General features: G+C 65.1%; 19 protein-coding genes and 2 tRNA genes. 4 read left to right on the top strand and 17 right to left on the bottom strand.

From position 1 onward, the window contains the following. Positions 1 to 14: 14 nt before the first annotated feature. From HCR84_RS03140 to HCR84_RS03130, 3 genes are all read right to left on the bottom strand, one after another. Positions 15 to 962, bottom strand: coding sequence for a DNA-3-methyladenine glycosylase family protein (locus HCR84_RS03140; RefSeq protein WP_166982191.1), 948 nt, complete (start codon positions 960 to 962; stop codon positions 15 to 17). A gap of 19 nt (positions 963 to 981) precedes the next feature. After that, positions 982 to 1533 (bottom strand): methylated-DNA--[protein]-cysteine S-methyltransferase, encoded by a 552-nt coding sequence (locus HCR84_RS03135; RefSeq protein WP_166982193.1) that lies wholly within the window; start codon positions 1531 to 1533, stop codon positions 982 to 984. Between the two features lie 98 nt (positions 1534 to 1631). Further along, positions 1632 to 2399 (bottom strand): sulfite exporter TauE/SafE family protein, encoded by a 768-nt coding sequence (locus tag HCR84_RS03130; RefSeq protein WP_166982195.1) that lies wholly within the window; start codon positions 2397 to 2399, stop codon positions 1632 to 1634. A gap of 80 nt (positions 2400 to 2479) precedes the next feature. On the opposite strand from HCR84_RS03130, the gene HCR84_RS03125 reads away from it, so the two are divergent. Beyond that, positions 2480 to 3256: an alpha/beta fold hydrolase gene (locus HCR84_RS03125; protein ID WP_166982197.1), complete on the top strand. Its 777-nt coding sequence runs from the start codon at positions 2480 to 2482 to the stop codon at positions 3254 to 3256. Next, on the top strand, positions 3253 to 4002 hold the full coding sequence (locus tag HCR84_RS03120; RefSeq protein ID WP_166982199.1) for an SGNH/GDSL hydrolase family protein: 750 nt from the start codon (positions 3253 to 3255) through the stop codon (positions 4000 to 4002). Before HCR84_RS03125 ends, HCR84_RS03120 begins: the two co-directional genes overlap by 4 nt. Here the strand turns inward: HCR84_RS03120 and HCR84_RS03115 are convergent. From HCR84_RS03115 to HCR84_RS03100, 4 genes are all read right to left on the bottom strand, one after another. Continuing rightward, a complete protein-coding gene (locus tag HCR84_RS03115) occupies positions 3995 to 6625 on the bottom strand; it encodes a multicopper oxidase domain-containing protein (protein WP_166982201.1) in 2631 nt (876 codons plus the stop codon). The genes HCR84_RS03120 and HCR84_RS03115 overlap by 8 nt on opposite strands. Continuing rightward, a complete protein-coding gene (locus tag HCR84_RS03110) occupies positions 6612 to 7760 on the bottom strand; it encodes a DUF8744 domain-containing protein (RefSeq protein ID WP_195706680.1) in 1149 nt (382 codons plus the stop codon). Before HCR84_RS03110 ends, HCR84_RS03115 begins: the two co-directional genes overlap by 14 nt. A 189-nt stretch (positions 7761 to 7949) precedes the next feature. After that, positions 7950 to 8504 carry a YceI family protein gene (locus HCR84_RS03105; protein WP_166982203.1) on the bottom strand — a complete coding sequence of 185 codons (555 nt, stop codon included), beginning with the start codon at positions 8502 to 8504 and terminating at the stop codon, positions 7950 to 7952. Between the two features lie 152 nt (positions 8505 to 8656). Continuing rightward, positions 8657 to 9400, bottom strand: a complete 744-nt coding sequence (locus tag HCR84_RS03100) for an aminoglycoside 3'-phosphotransferase (RefSeq protein ID WP_166982205.1) — start codon at positions 9398 to 9400, stop codon at positions 8657 to 8659. Between the two features lie 96 nt (positions 9401 to 9496). Between HCR84_RS03100 and HCR84_RS03095 the strand changes: the two genes are divergently transcribed. Then, positions 9497 to 10072, top strand: coding sequence for an alpha/beta fold hydrolase (locus tag HCR84_RS03095; protein ID WP_166982207.1), 576 nt, complete (start codon positions 9497 to 9499; stop codon positions 10070 to 10072). Between the two features lie 103 nt (positions 10073 to 10175). Here HCR84_RS03095 and HCR84_RS03090 read toward each other — a convergent pair whose 3' ends face one another. Continuing rightward, positions 10176 to 11204, bottom strand: coding sequence for a YeiH family protein (locus HCR84_RS03090; RefSeq protein ID WP_166982209.1), 1029 nt, complete (start codon positions 11202 to 11204; stop codon positions 10176 to 10178). A 70-nt stretch (positions 11205 to 11274) separates the two neighbouring features. On the opposite strand from HCR84_RS03090, the gene HCR84_RS03085 reads away from it, so the two are divergent. Then, positions 11275 to 12171: a LysR family transcriptional regulator gene (locus HCR84_RS03085; RefSeq protein ID WP_218043609.1), complete on the top strand. Its 897-nt coding sequence runs from the start codon at positions 11275 to 11277 to the stop codon at positions 12169 to 12171. A 366-nt stretch (positions 12172 to 12537) separates the two neighbouring features. On the opposite strand, the gene HCR84_RS03080 is transcribed toward HCR84_RS03085, so the two are convergent. The 9 genes from HCR84_RS03080 to HCR84_RS03040 all read right to left on the bottom strand — a co-directional run bounded on the left by HCR84_RS03080 (position 12538) and on the right by HCR84_RS03040 (position 20206). Then, positions 12538 to 12900, bottom strand: coding sequence for a DUF5615 family PIN-like protein (locus tag HCR84_RS03080; protein ID WP_166982213.1), 363 nt, complete (start codon positions 12898 to 12900; stop codon positions 12538 to 12540). A 29-nt stretch (positions 12901 to 12929) separates the two neighbouring features. Beyond that, entirely contained in the window at positions 12930 to 13169 is a 240-nt protein-coding gene (locus HCR84_RS03075) for a DUF433 domain-containing protein (protein WP_166982215.1), read from the bottom strand. Between the two features lie 254 nt (positions 13170 to 13423). Further along, positions 13424 to 13497 (bottom strand) — tRNA-Met (locus tag HCR84_RS03070). Between the two features lie 24 nt (positions 13498 to 13521). After that, positions 13522 to 13593, bottom strand: a tRNA-Thr gene (locus HCR84_RS03065). A gap of 98 nt (positions 13594 to 13691) precedes the next feature. Then, positions 13692 to 14486, bottom strand: a complete 795-nt coding sequence (locus HCR84_RS03060; protein ID WP_166982217.1) for a hypothetical protein — start codon at positions 14484 to 14486, stop codon at positions 13692 to 13694. A gap of 2 nt (positions 14487 to 14488) precedes the next feature. Then, positions 14489 to 16330, bottom strand: a complete 1842-nt coding sequence (locus HCR84_RS03055) for a glycoside hydrolase family 13 protein (protein WP_244972556.1) — start codon at positions 16328 to 16330, stop codon at positions 14489 to 14491. Positions 16331 to 16354: 24 nt separating this feature from the next. Further along, on the bottom strand, positions 16355 to 17290 hold the full coding sequence (locus HCR84_RS03050; RefSeq protein ID WP_166982219.1) for a sugar ABC transporter permease: 936 nt from the start codon (positions 17288 to 17290) through the stop codon (positions 16355 to 16357). A gap of 1 nt (position 17291) precedes the next feature. Continuing rightward, a complete protein-coding gene (locus HCR84_RS03045) occupies positions 17292 to 18908 on the bottom strand; it encodes an ABC transporter permease subunit (RefSeq protein WP_166982221.1) in 1617 nt (538 codons plus the stop codon). Between the two features lie 65 nt (positions 18909 to 18973). Continuing rightward, a complete protein-coding gene (locus HCR84_RS03040) occupies positions 18974 to 20206 on the bottom strand; it encodes a sugar ABC transporter substrate-binding protein (protein ID WP_166982223.1) in 1233 nt (410 codons plus the stop codon). Positions 20207 to 20252 lie beyond the last annotated feature (46 nt).

The following is a 20252-nucleotide window of genomic DNA, read 5'->3' as shown; positions in this document are numbered from 1 at the left end:
CCTGGGCGGCAGGCTCAGGGCTGCGCTGTCTGAGCGCAGTACGCGAACTCCGTCCAGAGGTGGAACGTCGCGTAGGCGCGCAGCGGACGCCATGCCTCGCCGCGTGCGATCGCCGCGCGCGCGTCGGCTGCGCCCATCGCTCGGCGCAGCACGAGGTCGCCGGAGGGAAACGCGTCGCGGTCGCCCACGGCGCGCACGGCGAGGTAGTCGGCAGTCCAGGGCCCGATTCCCCGGAGCCGCAGCAGACGCTCGCGGATCTCTGCCGTGTCGCCCGTCAGCGTGAGACCGGACGCGAGCTCGGCGATGACGGCGTGCAGCGTCGCCGCGCGAGCCCGCGTGAGGCCGACGGCGTCGCGGATCTCTGCCGTCTCGAGGGCGGCGAGCTCGGCGGCATCCGGAAAATGCCGATACCCCGTCGTCTCGTCTTGCGGGGCGAACGCCGCGACGAAGCGCCGCTGAAATGTGCGCGCCGAGGCCAGGGAAACCTGCTGCCCGAGCACGGCGAAGCTCGCCGCCTCGATGTCGTCGATATGGCCGAGGATCCGCAGCCCGGGGCGCTTGCCGACAAGCGGCGCCATGACGGGATCGCCGCCGAGCCGCGCTGCCGTCTCGGCGGGATCGGCGTCGAGATCGAGCCAGCGGCGCACACGATGTTCGAGGGCAGCGTCGATCGGCTGAGAGCTGCGCAGTTCGACGCTGTCGTCGGCGAACCTGACGCTCAGGGTTCCGTTAATGCCGTTGTGTCGGATGCCGCGGCTGATGTCAGCATCCTGGTGGCTCTGGTCTGTGGGTGCGGCGAGCCGACGCTCCGACAGCTCTGGCGCGTCGATGCCGGCGACGGCGTGCGTACGCTGCGCAGCACACAGCGCTTCGACGTCATAGGGCGGAATGAAGGGGATGTCGCGCCGATGCGGCAGCGACGCCGCGCGGGGCGGCTCGGGTGCGGGTGGCGGCTCAGTCATTCGGCATGCAGGCTACAGGTCAGAAGAGCTGGTCTGCGGTCGGAGTCGTGTCCCGCTCGAGAGCGAGCAGAAACCGCTTGCGCTCGAGCCCGCCCGCGTAGCCGGTGAGCGAGCCGTCTGCACCGATGACACGGTGGCAGGGCACGATGATCGAGAGCGGGTTGCGCCCGTTGGCCGTGCCGACAGCGCGCGAGAGGTTCGGGTCGCCGAGGTCTGCGGCGAGATCGCCGTAACTGCGCGTCGTGCCGTACGGAATGTCACGCAGCAGCAGCCAGACCTGCTTCTCGAACGCTGTGCCTGCCGGGTCCAGCGCGACATCGAATCTCGTGCGCGTCCCCGCGAAGTACTCGTCGAACTGCTGCGCGACGCCCGCGAATGTCGCGTCGTCTCGCTCACCGAGCTCATCGGCCGGCTGCTGGTGCCGCTCGACGGTCATCCACACAGCGGTCAGCACGACGGGCGCCTTCGCGATCTGCGCTCGCGCGTCTGCCTGCGCGCCTGTGGCCGCACGGTGCCCGACGACGGTCAGATCGCCGATCGGAGTGTCGATCACACTGTGCGCTGTAGTCATGATTCCTCCAGTCTGCCCTCCGCCACCGACAGGATTCCCCTCTCGTGCGGCATCCGGCGTCACACTCTGCAGACGTCCCCGGGCACACGCACGTGAGATTACCGCGACCGGATCGCCTTCACCGAGAGCTGGATCGCGATGATCAGGAGGAAGACGGCGAACAGGATGTTGCCGAGCATCGGGTCGATCGCGACGGCGACGAGCGCACCGAGCGAGGTCGTCAGACACGCGCAGAGGCCGATCGTGAGCGCAGCGGGAATGTCGACGTTGCGTCGCCGAGAGTTGCCGATCGTTCCGGAGATCGCCGTCGGAATCATCACGGCGAGCGACGTCCCCTTTGCGACGAGGTCGCTGGCGCCGAAGAGGAGAATCAGCATCGGAACGATCACCGCTCCACCGCCGATGCCCAGAATCCCCGAGAGGATGCCCACGGCGAGGCCGAGCACGAGCAGACCGATAATCGACAGCGCCCCGAGATGGATGTCCGCTTCGCGCGACGGCACGACGAAGAACAGCGACACCACGATGATCAGAACGAAGACGATGAATGCCCACTGCACCACGTTCTTCGGCAGCCGGTGCAGCAGAAGACTGCCGATCTGCGCGCCGATGATCGAGCCGACGGCGAGCACGGCCGCGGCGATGAGCGCGAGGTCGCCGTGAATCGCGTACGTGATCACTCCGGCGAGAGACGTCGGTACGATCGCGGCAAGCGATGTTCCCGCAGCCCGCTTCTGCCCGAATCCGGCAAGCGTGATGAGCAGCGGCACGATCAGAATGCCGCCCCCGACGCCGAAAAGCCCAGACATGAAGCCCGCAATCAGACCGATGACGACGAACCAAAGCCAATCGACGCGTCGTCTCATGCAGCAGTGCCTCTCGTGTTGTGAACGTCACCCAGACTATCGCGGTCGCAGACGACGCCGCGTCGTGGTCGAATAGAGGCATGCTTCCGTCAGCGCCAGATGCCCGCATCATTCGATCAGGCGATCTTGAGATCGCCACGTATCAGATCGGGGATCCGGATGCCCCTCCCGTCGTGCTCGTGCACGGCTTCGCATCGAGCGCCGAGGCGAACTGGGTGCTCACCGGCTGGTCGCGCGAGCTGACGCGTGCCGGCCACCGGGTGATCGCACTGGATCATCGCGCACACGGGGAGAGCGATAAGCCGCACGACAGATCCGCGTACAGCATGGCGCTCATGCGCGACGACGTCTTTCGCGCCATGGATGCATACGGCATCGGAACGGCGCCGTGGATCGGCTACTCGATGGGCGCCCGCGTCAGCTGGTTCGCGGCGCTCACCGAACCAGAGCGCGTCACGAGGGCAGTGCTGGGCGGCATCCCGAAAGCAGACCCGTTCGCGCGACTCGACGTCGTGCAGGCTCGGCGGTACACAGAGATGGGGTTGCCCATCACGGATGCTGTCACGCGCACGTACCTGGAGATGGCGAGCGAGCAGCGTGACAACGACCTCGTCGCACTCGTCGCACTCGTCGAGGGTCTGCGTGGCGACTCGGATGCTGAGATCGACGAGGCGCCGACGCAGCCGCTGCTGATCGCCGCCGGAAGCGAGGACGCGATCGCGGCCGAAGCCCGCGACCTCGCCGAGGGCACGACGAACGCGCGATTTCTCGAACTGCCGGGGCGCAGTCACTTCAACGCACCGACCTCGGGACTCTTTCGGCGCACGGCTCTCGAGTTTCTGCGGGAGGACGCATGATCCGCAGCTACGTCGCCGTCGGCGACAGCTTCACCGAGGGCGTCGGCGATGACCGCCCGGGCGGAACCGTGCGCGGCTGGGCTGATTTCGTGGCGATCGGGCTGCAGGCAGCATCCGCCGACTCTGTCGGCTACGCCAATCTCGCGATCCGAGGGCGCAAGCTGGGTCCGATCATCGACGAGCAGCTGGAGCCCGCCCTCGCGCTCGGCGCCGATCTGCTGACCTTCAATGGCGGCGGCAACGACATCATGCGCCCGCGCGTCAAGATCGACTGGGTAGTCGAACGCACGATGGATCTCGTCGACCGCACGCTCGCGACAGAGACGCGACCGGTCATTCTGGCGGGGGCCAACCCCTCGCTGCAGCTTCCGTTGGGCCGGGTGATCCGGGGGCGCGGGGATGCCCTCGCGGACGCCGTCGCCGATGCGCTCGGGGGAACGGGTGTGCTGTTCGTCGACAACTGGCACGACGAGCAGCTCGAGGCGGCCCGCTACTGGTCGGCCGACAAGCTGCATCTGAACGCACTCGGTCATGCCCGGGTCGCGGCGAACGTGCTTGAGGCGCTCGAGATCCCCGTGCCGCACGAATGGGGAGTCGACGAGGTAGCGGATGCTGCTGAAGGCGAACGTCGCACATTCACGTACTACCGCACGTACGTTCTGCCGTGGATCGGACGTCGGCTCACCGGGCGCTCGTCGGGCGACGGCCGCGTGGCGAAGCGGCCGACGCTTCAGCCGGTCAGCTGACGTGGACCGCTCCGGTTGCGCCCTTCTCAGCATCCGACATGATGTGCGACACGAACGGGTAGGTGCCCGCCTCGGGGAAGGTGAGCTCGACGAACCCGCCCTGCGCCGGCGCAAGCCCCAGCGCTTGGGCACCGCCGACTCCCGTCGACCCGCCGTCTTTCAGCGTGTAGTCACCCTCTTTCCAGACTGTGTGGAACTGGCCGCCGATCACGTGGAATGACGAGGCGACGTTCGGGCCGGCGTCAAGCACCCAGAAGCGCACGGTGTCCCCCGCCTGCACCTCGAGCGGCACGTCGCGATACTGGTTGGCGTAGCCGTTGAACGCGACGATGTCGGGCTGCTGTGTCGCGACAGCATCCGGATCGACGGGCCCGCCCTGGCTGCCGAGGTAGAACTCGGACTGCACCATCACGAACTCGTGGTCGACGGGGGCGAGGTCGGGCGGATCGATGATCACGGCGCCGAACATTCCGTTGGCGATGTGGCTTGACATCGGCATCGTCGCGCAGTGGTACATCCAGATGCCGGCGCGCGTCGCGGTGAACGTGTACTCGAGGCTCTCGCCCGGCATGATCGTGCGCATCGGCTCGTCGGGGGCGAGCACGCCGGCGTGGAAGTCGATGGAGTGCCCCATGGAGCCGTTATTCACGAGGGTGACGTTGAAGACATCGCCGACCGAGCCGCGCAGCACCGGGCCGGGCGCTGTGCCGTCGAACATCCAGAGGGTCTGCGTCACGCCGGGAGCCACGTCGGTCTCTTCCTCGGTCACCGGGAGTGTGATCTCGTGCACGGCTCCGGCGGGTGCGGGGTCGAGCTCGGCGTCGTAGGGAACGAAGCCGGCGTCGGGCGACAGGTGGAAGTCCAGATCGGCGGCGGCGCTGTCGTCAGCATCCGATGTCGTGCCGTGGTTGTGGTGGGGATCGGCCGCGTCATCACCGGCTCCGACGGCGACGACGCTCAGCTCCATGCCCATCGCGCGGTGGCCCGTGACGGAGCACCAGCCCTCCATGTCGTCAGAGATCACGCCGACGTCGATCGTCTCGCTGTCTCCCGGCGCAAGGCGCTCCGTGCTCACCCCGTTGGCGAATGTGAGGTCGTGAATGTCTGTTCCGGTGTTCGTAAACTCAACGACCAAACGGTTCCCCGCGGGCACCTCGAGCACGTCGGGCACGAAGCGCATGCCGTCGACCGTGACCTCGAGCGTTGTCGTTTCGCCGGTCGCCTGTGCTTCTGAGCCGCCAAGCGTGTTGATTCCGGCAGCGGCGGGGTCGACGGCGATGCCCCCGGCGACAGCGAGAAGAATGACGGATGCCGCTGTGACGAGCTGGCCGCTCACAGCACGCCGAGGCTTCGTCTGCTGTGGCTTCGCACCGATGCGCAACTGCTCCCCCGGAGTGTGCGTGGTTGGCGCGGGCTCCGTCTTGCGCTCACGCAGCCCCACAACGATGCCGCGCACGGCGAGCACCAGAAATGCGATGAACACGCTGAAGACCACGAGGCTCAGCAGCACCTTCACAACGCTCGGAACCGGCAGCAGGTAGGCGACGATGCCGATGTTGACCGTCGCTGCGCGGAACACCGCTCCGCGGTCGAGTTCGGTCTCTGTGGCTTTACGGGCGTTGGGGCGCCCCATGATCACAGGCAGCAAATAACTGAGGGCGCCGAGAACGATCTGCACGGCGAAGCCCGCGATGAACGGCTGCACGATCCAGGCGAGCCGCTCCACGGCGGCGGGCCACGTCTGTGCTGTTCCCGCGCCGACGGCGAGGAACACGACTGCGACGGCGAGCCAGCACAGCGCCGCGCCGATGGAGAGGCCGGCGTAGCTGAGTCGCGCAGCATCCTTCGCCTGCCTGATTCCCTCGAACAGCACCAGGCCCAGGGCGGCGAGCCACACCGCGGCGCCCACGGCGACAAGCGGGAGCACGCCCGCCGCGGCACCCGCCAGCACGAGAACGATGCCGAAGATCGACGTGGTGAGAACGAGCGGCGACTGACGACCGTCCGTCGGTCGCATGCGCGCGTGCAGCACCGTCGGCCAGAACAGGATCACCGTGCCGAGAACGGTCGTTCCCACCCAGCCGAGCAGGTTCACGGCAACGTGGGCAACGAAGAGGCGGCTGCGCAGCGGGTCGTCGGCGGGCAGCTGTGACATCCAGAACCCCAGCCCGACGCCGACAACGAGCCACAGCGCCGAGATCGCATAGAACCGCACGAGCGGGCCGAAGCGCGAGGTGAGCGCGCCGCGCAACTGCAGTGTCATCACCGTGGCGTGTGTGAGCGCCGCCGCGGCCACAAGCACCGCACCGGCAAGAATCACGGGCATCACGCTCAGGAGAATGCCCGCGACGACGCCGACTGCCCCAACAGTGTGCAGGCCAAGCCGGATGCCGAGGCTCACCCGGCCGCCCGGGGCCTGTCTGCGGGTCAGCGTGTCGGCGAAGTGTTGACTCCATATGAGAATCGCCGTGCTGACCGCGCCGAGCATGGTCACGTGCACCATGAGCCAGGTGCTGTACGGCAGGAACCGGTGGGCGATGACGGCGGCGATCGCAGCGAGCATCCACAGCCCGAGAACCGAGTTCGTGATGATGTACCAGGTGCGACGCTCAAGGTTCTGCATCGGGGGCTCCCTTCGGGGTACTCGGGCGGCTCGCCAGAACCGCCGACGCTACGGCACACAGTAGAAACAGCAGGACAGCGGCAACGTTGCCGATTCCGCCGACTCGCACGGCAACGTCGACGCCGCGCACGTCGCCGAGAACCCGCACGATGAGCGAGAGCTGCAGCAGGGCGACGGGAACGTAGAACCAGCGCCGGTACGGCAGCGCCGTGCGCAGCACCGCAGGCAGAATGACCGAGGCGTGTGCCATGATCATCGACATCACGAAGCCGAGCAGCACGGCGTGCGTCACGACGTCGTAGGCGGCGGCATCCGGTTCCCCACCCGCCAGTAGAAGCGCGCCCGCCACGGCAAGCCAGGCGTATCCGCTCAGCAGACACACCGCCATGTACCGCGCCGCCCCCGTCGAGGTGATCGTGACGCGGGCGACGTCGACGATGAGCAGCCAGGCAACGAGCACGAGCAGCACCGCGCCCAGAACCGAATGCGCGACCCCAGGCCACAGAATTGTGCCCACGGATGCCGCGGCGACACCGAGCGCCAGGCCGAGCCCGACGTTCTCGCCCCGAGCGGTGAGTCCGCCGACGCGCCCCAGCTCGATGCGTTCGCCCACGATCGTGAGCACGAGAAAGACCGCGGCGACGATGCTCACGTGCTGGAACGGCACGCCCACGGCCCAGAGCCCCGCCGCCAAAAGGCCGGATGCCGCGGCCAGCGCCTGCACGCTCGTTGCCACTGCCGGTTGCCGCAGCCAGATCACGCGGTAGATGACGAGCATGAGCGCGAGCCCGGCAACGATCGCCGTGCGACCGACTGCGCCGGGAAGCGGAGTGACGAGCGAGAGGGCGCCGAGGCTCAGAAGCAGCGGTGCTGCGAAGGCCCACGCACGGCGAATGGCGACGGCGCGCTCGAGCACGACGAGGGAACCGACGAAGCCGAACAGCATGGCCGGTGCGTGTACAGCACGCAGGGTCTCGGCATCCGTGGGCCAGGCACCCATGCGCGCGAGCCCCGCTGCCATGCCGATCATGAGAGCGACGCCCGCGGGCGCGACGAAGGCGAGTCGCGCGATGCGCACGCCATCGCGGAGCGTCTGGCGCGGCGCGGCCGAAGGGGTGGACCGGGGCTGTGGCACGTTCCCAGCTTACCGCCGAACTTCTACGTCACGTAGAAGTATCGCAAAGGTCACGCACGGCATCGACGCTGCACACAGAGCTTCTCGTACGACGAGCACGGCGCCTACGCAGCATCTGATGGAGCCGATCCGCTTAACGCGCGGCGGGGCCGCGGCTGCGTGCCGCGACCCCGCATCGAGTGAGTGAACCTACTGCTGCAGAGCGAACTGCAGGTCGAGCGTGATGGAAACCTTGTCACCGAGGGTCATGCCGCCTGCCTCGATGGCTGCGTTCCAGTTGACGCCGAAGTCAAGGCGGTTGATCGTGGTGGTCGCCGTGAGGCCCGCCTTCGTCGCTCCCTGGGCATCGATGACGCCGCCGAACTCGCCGGTCAGCGTGACGGGCTTAGTGACGCCACGCAGCGTGAGTTCGCCCTCGACAGTGAAGTCGTCGCCGTCGTTCGAGACTTTCGTGGAGCGGAAGGTCATGGTCGGGAACTCGTCGACCTTGAAGAAGTCGTTCGTGCGCAGGTGGTTGTCGCGGTCGGCCTGTCCGGTGTTGACGCTCGAGACGTCGATCGTCGCCTCGACCGAGCTGTCTGCGGGGTTCTCGGCGGTGACGACTGTGGCGTCGACGACGTCGAAGGTTCCGCGAACCTTGCTGATCATGAGGTGCTTGACCGAGAACTCGACCTTCGAGTGCATCGGGTCGAGGGTCCAGGTGCCGACGGTGTACTGGGGGTGAACAAGTGTGTTTTCAGTCATGTATCTATGCAACTGCATGAAGTTCTGCATTATTCCTTGCCGCGACAACTTTTTTCCGGTTCTTTCGCGAGCCGGTTCGTTCGCGCGGCCCAAAATGGTCACCTCGCCGCCACAAGATCAACCATTTGGGCCGCACGAACAGTGCAGTCGGCTCAGGTAGCGTTCCACAGGTCGCGGTAGTACGCGAGGCGCTCCCTGTCTGGCGTCAGACCGTACGCCTCGATGAGGGCACCCTCCCACCCGGGCCCGTAATTCCACTCGGTGCTCATCGAGGCGACCGCAATATCGGCCCAGCGATCGGCGATGCCCAGCGCGCCGAGGTCAACATGACCGCTCCACTCCCCTGCGTCATCGATGAGCGTATTGGGGCAGCAGGCATCGCCGTGACACACGACGAGCGTGTCAGCATCCGGTGCTTCGTGCAGAGATTTAGGTAGATGGATGCCGCGGCGAGCCGCGTTCGCGATGCGCGACTCCACGCTCCAGTCGAACGGGCACGCGTCGACGGGAAGCGCTTCATGCAGCGCGCGCAGCCCTCGCCCGACAGCGGCGACGGCGCGCGCGGGCTCGGCGAGCCAGCGCGGTGCGACGGCGCTCTCGCCTGCAAGCGCCTCGGTAACCAGCCACTCGTGCGTTGCGTCGGCGCCGCACTCACGCACGCGCGGCACGGTGATGTACTGCTCGGCCCACGCCAGGCGCGCGGCCTCGGCCGCCATCGACGTCTCACTCTGGAGCGGACCCCATTTGATATAGCGCGGAGCACGTCGCCTCGTTCTGGCCTCGGCGCGAAACGTCAGCCCGCCGAGCGCATTGCGCCACACCGGCACGAGACGATCCCCGCGCCCGAGCGACGCGACGGCCTCGGGAATCGCGACCGGCGCTGTCGGTATCGTCACGGCCCCTCCCGGGTTCGTAGACGATCATACGACCCGTGGCACGACGCATTCACGGCGGAGTCGGCAGCTGGACACGACCACAGATAGTCTGACGCCATGACGCTACCCGTACTCTTTCTGAGCGGTGCCGGCCTTCCCGAGTGGATCTGGGATGACGTGCGCAACGGCCTCGATGGTGATTCTGCCGTCGCAGCTACGCCGCGGCACTCCTCGGCAACACTCGCCGACGTTGCCGCAGCGGCACTCGCGAGCGCCCCCTGGCCGCGCTTCACCGTCGTCGCCCACTCCATTGGCGGCGCTGTTGCCACACGGTTGCTGCCGCTCGCTGGGGATCGGGTCGACGCACTGCTCGGCGTCGCAGCGCTGTTCCCGAAGCCGGGCACGTCATACTCCGCGAACCTCCCCTTCCCCGCACGCTGGATCATGCCGCTCGCTCTGCGCATGACGGGCACACGCCCACCGGATTCGGTGATCCGCTCGAGCCTCGGGGCGGGCCTCGACGACGACACGGCGGACCGCCTCGTTGCGCAGTTCGAGCCGGAACCCGTTGGGCTGTACCTGGACAAGACAGTCGAAACCGCATTTCCTGCTCGTAGCGGCTACATCTCGACGTCGCGCGACACCGTCTGCGTCTGCGGCGCGCATCGGCGCCTCGTGGACGGCATCGCTTGAGACACGGCACCTGCCGATGCTCGAGGATGCGCCGGCTCTCGCCGACAGCATCCGGCACTTTCTCGAGAACTGACCGGCACGTCCCGCTCGGCGTTGCACACTCTCAGGCGACGAGCGTGACGCCTGCGAGAGCGATGCCCGCGACGACGAGTGTGCTGCACGCGGCGAGCGCGAAGGGTTTCGGACCGACCTTGATGAGGTTGCGGATCTTCACGCCGGCGCCGAGGGCGAACATCGCCGCGGCGAGGAGCGCGTTCTGCACGACGGATGCGGCGTCGACGACGCCCTCGGGAACGACGCCGGTCGAGCGCAGGGCGACCATCGCGATGAACCCCGCGACGAACAGCGGGAGGAGCGGGGGACGCTTTCCGCCCGTCCCCGCACTCTGACGCCGGCGCACGGCGCTGATCACCGCCATCACCGGAGCAAGCATCAGCACGCGCGCGAGCTTGACGATCACCGCCACACCGAGGGCACCACCACCGATGATTCCCCCGGCCGCGACGACCTGCGCAACTTCGTGAATCGAGCCGCCAGCCCAGAGCCCGGCATCGTGGGCACCAAGGCCAAGCGCGCCCGCCGCGAGAGGGATGATCGGAATCATCAGAGTGCCGAAGAGCACGACAAGCGCAATTGCCGTCACTACCTCTTCGTCATCCTCGGGCTCGACGACCCCGTCGACGGCCGCGACGGCCGCGGCACCGCAAATCGAGAACCCACAGGCGATCAGCAGTCGCTGCTTCAGGCCAATCCCCATGACCTTGCCGATCAGAAGCGTGGCAGCGATACCGCCGAGCACGATCGCAACGACCACGACGATCACTCCACCTCCGAGACCGAGGATGTCACCGATCACGAGCTGCAGCCCGAGCAGCACGACCCCGAGTCGCAGAAGCTTCTTTGCCGAGAAGGCCAGCCCCGCCTCGAACACGGCCGGCAGCGGCGTGAGGTTGCGCAGCAGCACGCCCAGCACGATGGCGATGAGAAGTGCGCTGACGGTGGGCAGAAAATGGTTGACCGTGAGCGAGACCGCGACGCCGGCCGCGCAGAGCCCGAGACCGGGGAGCAGGGGCACGAGCGTGCGCTGCCTGCGCGTTGCGGTTTTCTCTGCGGTTTCAATGGAGTTCGACATGGTACTCAGACTGCCCGCCATTTGCGGCCGTCAGAATGCTTCATTCGTGTGCGGGGTATATCATCGTGATATGGCTAAGCTCCCCGATCTGACGGCCCTCGCTCTGCTGTGCGCCGTCGCAGAGCACGGCAGCCTGAGCCAGGCGGCAGAGAGTCTCGACATCGCCCAGCCCAATGCGTCGCGCACGCTGCGACGCCTTGAGTCCGATCTGGGGTTCCGCCTTCTCGATCGCGGCCCGCGCGGCTCGACGCTGACCGACAATGGCGCGATGGTCGCCGACTGGGCCGCAGACGTCGTCGCGGCGGCGCGGAGCTTTTACTCGGCCGCCGAGGCCCTGCGAGACGCAGAGCAATCGCACCTGACGGTGTCGGCGAGCAAGACTGTCGCCGAAGCCTTTCTGCCGCGCTGGCTCGCGGTGCTGAGGGTCGAGCGCCCCGAGCTGCAGCTGCATCTCGCCGCTCAGAACTCCGAGGAGGTTCAGGATGCTGTCGCCGCGGGCCGCGCAGACGTGGGATTCGTCGAGTCTCCAGAAGTGCACCCTGGTCTGCGCGCCGCCGTCGTCGCGCGCGATCGGCTCGTCGTCGTTGTCGCGCCTGAGCATCCGTGGGCCACACGTCGGCGCCGCGTGACTGACGCCGAACTTGCGCGCACGCCGCTGGTGGTTCGCGAATCGGGTTCGGGCACACGCACGACACTCGAGACGGAGCTCGCAGACCTTGACCCGGTAGCACCGACGCTCGAGCTCGACAGCAATGCTGCAGTGCGCATCAGCGTCGCATCTGGGGCGGGGCCCGCTGTGCTGAGCGAACTCGCCGTCGTCGATGCTGTGCGCTCCGGCAGCCTCGTCACTGTGCCGACGGTGAGCGAGTTCTCGCGCCGCATGCGCGCGGTGTGGCTGCCGGGCAGCATGCACGAGCCGGCGGCGGCGCTCGTCGGAATCGCCCGTCGCGCGCGCGGAACCGCGTGAGAGACAGCGATGCGGCACGAACACGACGAAACCCCCGGCCGTCTGACCGGGGGTTCGGTGTGCGTAGCAGGAGCGGGACTTGAACCCGCGACCTCACGATGATGAGTCGTGCGCTCTCACCAACTGAGCTATCGGGGCACTGCCCTGCATATCGTTCACAGGGCAACCGCTAAAGAATAAAGTCCATATCCACAGCCGCGGCCACGAACTAGACGGCCGCCAGTTCCACGTCGGCGTAGATGCCTTCGACTACGCGCCGCTCCCGATATCGCTAGTCGATGGCTGGTTCAACGGCCTCGATTGGAGCAGCCAGACCGCGCTATGTGAATGTCCATAAACAAACTCCGTAAGCGAAGTACTGGGGTGTCAATGAGGGTCATGAATGAAGACTCCATCGCGGTCGAGCTCGACGAAGGAGTACTTCTCAACCGCTGCCGTCAGGTCAGAGTAGTTCTGGTCAACCAATGCAAGCAGGTCGCGCGTTGCGATATTCCCACAGGTGACGATGAGTATTCGGGCGGGCTGCTGTCGCGTGAGGTGCAACACCCTGAAGTCGTCGTCTTTGGTCAAGACTGTTCGGCCTTCGTGATCGGCAAGGGCGGCAATCTCTGCGTCGCGCATCGTCGTACCGCCCGGGTATTGCTTTACGTGCCGCGCGTCGTGGCCAAACCTGCTCAGATACTCCGCAAGCTTTGCGGGCAATTGTTGGTCAACGAGGAAGGCCGTCATGTGCGATGCTGCGCGCCAGGCGTCAGGTTTCAGGCGACGAACCGCTGGAGGCGCGCGGCGGAGCCGAGCGCCGCGAACTCCAGCACCGCGAGGATGTCGTCGCGCTCAAGCTCATCGTAGTCGGCGAGGATGTCCTCGTACGTCATTCCGGATGCAAGCAGCTCAAGGACATCTTGAACGCGGATGCGCATGCCGCGAATCGTCGGCCTTCCATGGCAAACTTCCGGATTCACGGTGATCCGGTCAAGGCGGCTTGGCGTTGCGAGCATGAGCCCATTGTCCCATTAGCGGACTTCATCCGCACCTGTTGTATGCAAATGCGTTGAGTGCCACCGCAATTTTCTGTGAGATGAGCCAGAGCGGCGGCGTCCGAGCAGCGCTCCGCCTCAGCGGCGAGCGAACTCTTCCGGGGATGCCACCAATGGCTTCCCAACTGCGTCATCCGAGATGCCCATGGCCTCTCCGGAATCAGAAACTATCCCTACATTGACCGATCCCGGCCCGTGACCGGGCTTTCACAGTGTAGCAGGAGCGGGACTTGAACCCGCGACCTCACGATTATGAGTCGTGCGCTCTCACCAACTGAGCTACCCTGCCGCACGACGCTCCGAAGAACGCGCGAGCCCCGAGTCAGGATTGAACTGACGACCCCTTCCTTACCATGGAAGTGCTCTACCACTGAGCTATCGGGGCGTTTCCTCTCGCACTTTCGCAAAAGGCAACCGCTAAAGAATATCAAACCTTTGAGCGGTTCGTGAACACGGCGCCTCCACATCAGCACCGTCGTCGTCTCACCAACCAAGACGTGCGGCGACAGCGTCCGCTGCGTCACTCGGGAAGCCATCCCAGCCGGGCTCGAGCACATCCCGTGCCACGTCGAAGAGGCCATGCGCAGCAGACTCGACATCCTGCGCGAGGGCGGTATCTATCCGCTCAGCGAGCTCGGGGTAACCGCGTTCAAATCGACGAAGCGGATCGATCTTGTCGCGGGAGCTCGGGAGCTGCGAGGGAATTCGGGCGCGCACCACTCGGGCCAGCAGCTCGACAGCCCAGCCCCGCACGAAGTTCGAACCATTGAGAACCTCCCCGCGACGTGCGCGACCAACTCCAATCAGAAGCTTCACCAGAACGAGCCGCATGTCGTTCGCCGCGCGTTCCTCAGAAGGTGCAGCGAGCCCGTCGCTGGCGTTTGCGCGATCCCGAGCAACCGCGATGATCCGTGCAACGATGCCTTCACTGTCATAAACGATCAGAGCGTCGTCGGCCAACGCGCCAGTGAGTTCGTCGGCTGTTGCCGCCGCGAACTCAAGAATATGACCGTCTGAATACACGACAACGAACCCGATATCGCCTTCACGCCCGAGCAGCACGCTTTTCTCGAATCGCGGCAGCCAGCTCATATCGCGGCGCACGTCGCGCTCGCGGCCCGGTTCAAGGAGCACGAAGAAGTCGTGATCAGACCATTCGTCGCGACGAGTCGCATCTGCCGCTGAGCCGAGCAGCACCAATCCGATTACACCGTCTGTCTCACGGCACGCCTGCTCCAGCTCGTCGCTCAGGCGAGAGAATTCCTCAACGTTCCGCACGCTCAGGCTCCTGCCGTCTGCCACACCGAGAAGTCAGGACCAGTGCCCGACATGCGGATGCTGTCGCCCTCTGTGCTCAGCACCAACCCGCCGAACAGCTGCTCGACAGCATCCGGCGTCGGAATGACCTCGGCAGGCAGATCGACGCTGACGTCAGCGCGCGCTGCCACGATCAGCAGGCTCTCGTCGCCGTCTTCGCGCACGTACGCGAGCGCGTCATCGCTCACGTGCACCCAGCGCATTCCTCCGCCATTGAGAGCTGAATGCTTGCGGCGCAGGGCAATCAGCTCCGAGTACAGGTCGATGGTTCCGGATGCTGCATCCGCAGCGTGCCACGGTATCGGCGTGCGCGAATGCTCGCCGTCGACCCCCGTGAGCCCGAACTCGTCGCCGGCCCACACCACGGGAATGCCCGGCAGCGTTACCGACATTCCCACAGCAACGGGGAGCACCCCAGGCAATGCCCGTGTGAGAAATCGTGGAGTGTCGTGCGTGTCGAGCGCATTCATGTTGCCCAGACGTACGCTCCACGGGAAGCCGGCGCTGAACTGCCGGTGTGCGGCGTAGAACTGCCAGCCGTCATACCGCGGAATGGTCTGCATCGCCATGCCGAGGCCTCCCCCAGCATCAGTTAGCGGCTCAGACAGCCACCCCCACAGGGGGCGCGTGAAGTTGGCATACGTCATAGCGCCGTGCCATGCGTCGCCTTGGAAGTCGCTCGATGCGTCGTTCGTCGACTCGGCGAGCAGGATCGTGTCGGGGTTGACGTCGGTCATCGTGCGGCGAATCGTCTGCCGCACATCCGCGTTGAGATCGTCATTTCTGAGCCGCCCCGTCATGTTCGCGACGTCGATGCGCCAGCCATCAAGCGAGTACGGCGGCTTCAGCCACCGCGCCACCACAGAATCGTCACCCTCGATGAACCGACGGCGCAGTTCACGCGAGTTCCAGTTGAACTTGGGAAGGCTCGGCACCCCGAGCCACGACTCGTACTGCTCATGCTCCGCATCGCGCCAATAGTAGAAATCGCCCTCGGGCGCCGCGGGGTTGCCGTATGCGGCACGAAACCATTCGTGAGCATCGCCCGAATGGTTGCTCGTGAGATCGCCGATCACCGTCAAGCCACGCGCGTGCGCAGCCTCGACCAGACGAATCAGCGCGTCATCTCCTCCGAGCTGCGGGTCGACCATGTCGAAGCTCGTCGCATCGTATCGGTGGTTCGATTGCGCGGGGAACACCGGTGTGAGGTAGATCATTGTCACGCCGAGACGCTCGAGATGATCGAGCCGCTCCACGACGCCATCGAGGTCTCCGCCGTACAGCTGCGTCGACCGAACCGACGGTTCAAGCCGCACCTCGTCCGACCAGTCGGCCGGAACAGCCCAGACCGGTGCGGGGCGCGAGGCTGCAGCATCCGATTTCTCGAATCTGTCGGGAAAGATCTGGTACATGACGCTCGATGCCGCCCAGTCCGGAGCGTCCGCGCCGGTTGCGAGACGAAAGTCCTCTGAGTCAAGCGTCTCGGTGGTGAAGACGCCGCGCGCGTTCACCCACATGTCGGTTCCGTCAGCGAGCCGCAGCAGCCATCGGTAGCCGTGCACGCGGTTCGCGACGGCAACCTCTGCCTGCCACCAGTCCCATCCGCCAGCCGATGACGTCAGTTGCGCGACGGCGAAGACAGGCTCCCTGTCGGGGTTCGAGCGCACGCGCACGCCCTGAAGCGTGCCGAGTGCGCGGGGAACGCGCAGGCGCAGCACGACGGCATCACCCAGATGAGGATGCTGGTTCGAGACGTAGAGCGGCGAACCGTCGTGGTGCGGCTCGAGAGCGGTGTCCATGGCCATCCATTGGCTCCTTTTCGACGGCGACTATTTCACGGAGCCGGCGACGAGCCCACCGACGATGTACTTCTGCAGGTACAGAAACAGCGCCATGACGGGGATCGATGCGAGCACGGCACCGGCGGCGAAGACGCTCCAGTTGCTGGTGAACTCCTGCGAGACAAACTGGTAGAGCCCGACGGCGAGCGTCTGCTTCTCTGGTGTCACGAGAACGACGCTCGCGATGACGAAGTCATTCGTTGTGGCGATGAACGATAGCAGCCCGACAACAGCGAGGATCGGTGAGACGAGGGGCAGGATGATCGTGAAGAACACGCGCGCATGCCCTGCTCCGTCGATCTTCGCCGCCTCGTCGAGTGCTCTCGGCACTGTATTGAAGAATCCGTACATGAGATACGTATTCACACCGAGTGCGCCGCCGAGGTAGACGACGATGAGGGCGATCTGGTTGTCGATGCCGAGGATCGGAAAGATGTCGCCGATCGTGTTCAGCAGCAGGAAGATGGCGACGACGGCGAGCAGCTGAGGGAAGATCTGCACGACAAGCAGGGAGATCAGCCCGAACCGTCGCCCGACGAAGCGCATGCGGCTGAAGCAGTACGCCGCGAGGGCACCGAGAAAGACAGTGCACACGGATGCTGTCAGTCCGATGAAGAGCGTGTTCCCGAACCACGAGGCGTACGGCTGCTGAGGAGAGTTGAAGAGCGTCACGTAGCTATCGAGTCCGATCTTCGCGAACAGACCGTTGGAACTCAGCAGCGTTCCGTTCGGATTCAGCGATGCCGACAGAACGTACAGCAGCGGGAACACCGCATAGATCAGCACGATGACGCCGACAAGGTGACGCCACCCTGTCGCTCGAAACCATCGCCCGAAGCTGACATGGCGCTTTCTGTGGATCTGTGGCGTCACGATGGGAATAGCGCGCTGTGTCTCTGGAGACGCCTGTGTTGTCTGTCTCATGTCAGTTCAGATCCTCCAGCGTCTTCGTCTGCTTGAAGCTGATGACCGCGATGATGGCGACCAGCACGAAGATGATTATCGAGAATGCGCTAGCGAGCCCGTAATCGCGGCTTGCTCCGACAAACGCCACTTTATAGACCATCGAGATGAGGATGTCTGTGGCACCGACGTTGATTCCTGCCGCCGCATCGCGCGGTCCTCCCTCGGTGAGCATGTAGATGAGGTTGAAGTTGTTGAAGTTGAACGCGAACGCAGAGATCAGCAGGGGAGCGATCGAGACGAGCAGCAGCGGAAGTTTGATGAGACGGAAGACCGCGAATGGCTTAGCGCCGTCGACGGTTGCCGCTTCGGTGAGCTCATGCGGGATCGATTGCAATGCCCCCGTGCAGACGAGAAACATGTAGGGAAAGCCCAACCAGAGGTTGACCCAGATAACACTGAATTTCGCCAGCCATTCGTTGGTGAGCCACGGTATCTCTGCTCCCTGGAAGAGCACGAGATTCACGAACCCGAAATCCCGGTTGAGCAAGCCTGCCCAGACCAGCGCGCCGAGAAAACCGGGGAACGCGTAGGGCAGAATCATAAGCACTCGGTAGAACTTGCGCCCCTTCATGCGCATGTCGTTGAACACGATCGCCAGAAACAGTCCGAGTGCGAAGGTCGTCAGAACGCTCAAAAGAGCGAAGGCGAACGTCCAGATCGTCACCGAAATCAACGGTCCGCGGATGCTCTGATCCGTGAACGCCTTCGTGAAGTTGTCGACGCCGATGGGTATGCTCCACCCCGGCATGAGCTGTTCGCCGTCTTCGGCTGTGAACGCACCGACTCCCGTGTCTGTGTAGACGGTATTCGTCGTCGTGTCTGTCATTGTTCCCGCGGCCTCGTCATAGACCAGCGTTGAAACATAGAGGTACGCGCTTGAGCCATCTGGAGTGCGCAGCGCGCCGTCGTTTGGGTCGTCCGAAATCTGCACGGCGAGATCTGAGATCTCATCCTGGTGCTGAAGAATTCCCTCGAAGTCGAGCGCCGTGTAGCCCGAGAGGCCAACTGCCTTGCCGCCCGACATCTCGGCGCCGTCGACCGCGTGCAGCGGAGTCGTGTCGTTTCCGATGCTCACCGTGCCGTCGGGTGCTGTGACGAGAAAGCTGTAGGTGCCGAGCTGGTCGAGCACCGTAAGATCATACGTCGGAGAGTCGGGCACGCGATCCTGCGCCGATTGCACAAGGGCGATGACGGCATCCTGCTTTGTGCTGTTGTGCCCTGTTCCGTAGTTGGTGAACGCGATGTAGCCGGTGTAGCCGATCACGAAAATTTGAAAGATGAGCAGAAAGATGAGGCCGGGCGCGAGGTACTTGGCAGGCAGCCACCCGCGTTTGAAGTAGATGATGTTGATGGCTGCCGCGATGACGAGGATCACAGCGAAGACGATCCACTGCTGCTGCGCCAGCGAGACGAAAAGGGCGTAGAGAGACAGGGCGTCGATGACGGCAATCAGCGTGATCTTGACGATCAACGAGGTGATGCCGCCTGACGCCTGCTCGGCAATGCGAACGGCGCGGCGTCTGCGCTTCTGGACGACGCGCGTCTCGCGCGCGTCTTCGGTCTGGGTGCTGCTCATGTCTCCCCGCGATGCTGTGACGTCGACTGGATGCTGGCCGGGCTCACGCCCGACCAGCACTCACGTCAACCTTCGATGGCACTCTGGATGTCGGATGTCATCGACGCCCACAGCTCGGCCGGGTCGCCTTCGCCGTTGATGATGTCGGCCTCGGTCACGCCCCAGAACTGCCATACGGCACCCATCTCGGGAATATTCGGCATCGGCACGCCCTCTGCGCCGACCTTGCCGAAACTGGCAGTGATCGGGTCGGAGCTGACCTCCTCAAATGCGGCGGTCAGCGCCGGTGGCCGCTTGCCCACGTTGTACAGCTCAACCTGCACGTCCTTCGTGCCGATGTAGTTGGTGAGGAACTCGTTCGCTGCCAGAGCGTTCTTGCTCTTGGCCGAGACGAAGAAGCCCTGAACACCGACGAACGGCTGCGCCGCTTCGCCACCAGCGCTTGGAATCGCGTCGACGGCGACGTCGATGCCGGCATCCTGCGCAGGAGCGACGTTCCACGGTCCGGTAATGAGGAAGGGCGAGTCGCCGCTCACGAACTTCTCTTTGGCAATGTCACCGTCAACTGTTGTCTTGAGGAGCCCTGCCTCGCCCTGCTCAGCGAGCCAGTTCGCAAAGTCGATTCCGCCGTCGCCGCCGAGCAGCAGCTGCTCGGAGTCGTAGCTTCCGTCGTCTTTTGTTCCGAAGACCGGGGCGCCGAACGACGTTTGGAAGGGGTAGAGGTGGTACGGGTCGCTCTCTTCACCCACCTGCACGAGGAACGGGAACTCCGACCCGGCATCCTTCCCCATCTGCACCATCTCGTCGTATGTCGACGGGGCTTCGGGAGCCAGCTCAGTGTTGCGCAGAAGCGCGATGTTCTCGGTGGAGTACGGCAGACCGTAGGTCTTGCCCTCGTAACTCATCGCCGTCACGGCGACGTCTTGAAAGTCGCTGGCGATGTCGCCAAGCTCGATGGGCTGCACAACGCCGTTCGTCACGAAATTGCCGAGCCAGTCGTGAGCGCCGATGGTGATGTCGGGGCCCTTGCCCGTCGGCACCTGCTGAACGAACTCTTCTTGAATCTTTCCGAAGTCCTTCTGCACAAGCTTCACTGAGATGCCGGACTCCTCTTCGAACGCCGAGGCGACGTCTTTCAGAACGGGAGCGCGATCGGCGTCAACCCACACGGTGAGCGTCGTGGAGCCGTCTTTCTTGTCTCCCTCATCTCCGCCTCCAGCAGAGCAGCCCGTGAGCACGAGCGCGGCAGCCGCGGTCATCGCTCCGATGGCGAGAATCGGTTTGGTCTTCACCGTCATTGGTGTGCCTTTCGTTTGCTGTGTGCCGATGTGGCCGTCGAAACTT

It is taken from the genome of Paramicrobacterium fandaimingii, from assembly GCF_011751745.2.
In the GTDB taxonomy this organism is placed as follows: domain Bacteria; phylum Actinomycetota; class Actinomycetes; order Actinomycetales; family Microbacteriaceae; genus Paramicrobacterium; species Paramicrobacterium fandaimingii.
The sequence above is the reverse complement of the archived record's forward strand: the minus strand, read 5'-3'. Positions and strand labels throughout refer to the sequence as shown.

What these genes read in the sequence shown, in the direction of transcription:
- HCR84_RS03140 (WP_166982191.1), bottom strand. Translation starts at nt 962, where the DNA reads ATGACTGAGCCGCCACCCGCACCCGAGCCGCCCCGCGCGGCGTCGCTG.
- HCR84_RS03135 (WP_166982193.1), bottom strand. Translation starts at nt 1,533, where the DNA reads ATGACTACAGCGCACAGTGTGATCGACACTCCGATCGGCGATCTGACC.
- HCR84_RS03130 (WP_166982195.1), bottom strand. Translation starts at nt 2,399, where the DNA reads ATGAGACGACGCGTCGATTGGCTTTGGTTCGTCGTCATCGGTCTGATT.
- HCR84_RS03125 (WP_166982197.1), top strand. Translation starts at nt 2,480, where the DNA reads ATGCTTCCGTCAGCGCCAGATGCCCGCATCATTCGATCAGGCGATCTT.
- HCR84_RS03120 (WP_166982199.1), top strand. Translation starts at nt 3,253, where the DNA reads ATGATCCGCAGCTACGTCGCCGTCGGCGACAGCTTCACCGAGGGCGTC.
- HCR84_RS03115 (WP_166982201.1), bottom strand. Translation starts at nt 6,625, where the DNA reads ATGCAGAACCTTGAGCGTCGCACCTGGTACATCATCACGAACTCGGTT.
- HCR84_RS03105 (WP_166982203.1), bottom strand. Translation starts at nt 8,504, where the DNA reads ATGACTGAAAACACACTTGTTCACCCCCAGTACACCGTCGGCACCTGG.
- HCR84_RS03095 (WP_166982207.1), top strand. Translation starts at nt 9,497, where the DNA reads ATGACGCTACCCGTACTCTTTCTGAGCGGTGCCGGCCTTCCCGAGTGG.
- HCR84_RS03090 (WP_166982209.1), bottom strand. Translation starts at nt 11,204, where the DNA reads ATGTCGAACTCCATTGAAACCGCAGAGAAAACCGCAACGCGCAGGCAG.
- HCR84_RS03085 (WP_218043609.1), top strand. Translation starts at nt 11,275, where the DNA reads ATGGCTAAGCTCCCCGATCTGACGGCCCTCGCTCTGCTGTGCGCCGTC.
- HCR84_RS03080 (WP_166982213.1), bottom strand. Translation starts at nt 12,900, where the DNA reads ATGACGGCCTTCCTCGTTGACCAACAATTGCCCGCAAAGCTTGCGGAG.
- HCR84_RS03075 (WP_166982215.1), bottom strand. Translation starts at nt 13,169, where the DNA reads ATGCTCGCAACGCCAAGCCGCCTTGACCGGATCACCGTGAATCCGGAA.
- HCR84_RS03055 (WP_244972556.1), bottom strand. Translation starts at nt 16,330, where the DNA reads ATGGCCATGGACACCGCTCTCGAGCCGCACCACGACGGTTCGCCGCTC.
- HCR84_RS03050 (WP_166982219.1), bottom strand. Translation starts at nt 17,290, where the DNA reads ATGAGACAGACAACACAGGCGTCTCCAGAGACACAGCGCGCTATTCCC.
- HCR84_RS03045 (WP_166982221.1), bottom strand. Translation starts at nt 18,908, where the DNA reads ATGAGCAGCACCCAGACCGAAGACGCGCGCGAGACGCGCGTCGTCCAG.
- HCR84_RS03040 (WP_166982223.1), bottom strand. Translation starts at nt 20,206, where the DNA reads ATGACGGTGAAGACCAAACCGATTCTCGCCATCGGAGCGATGACCGCG.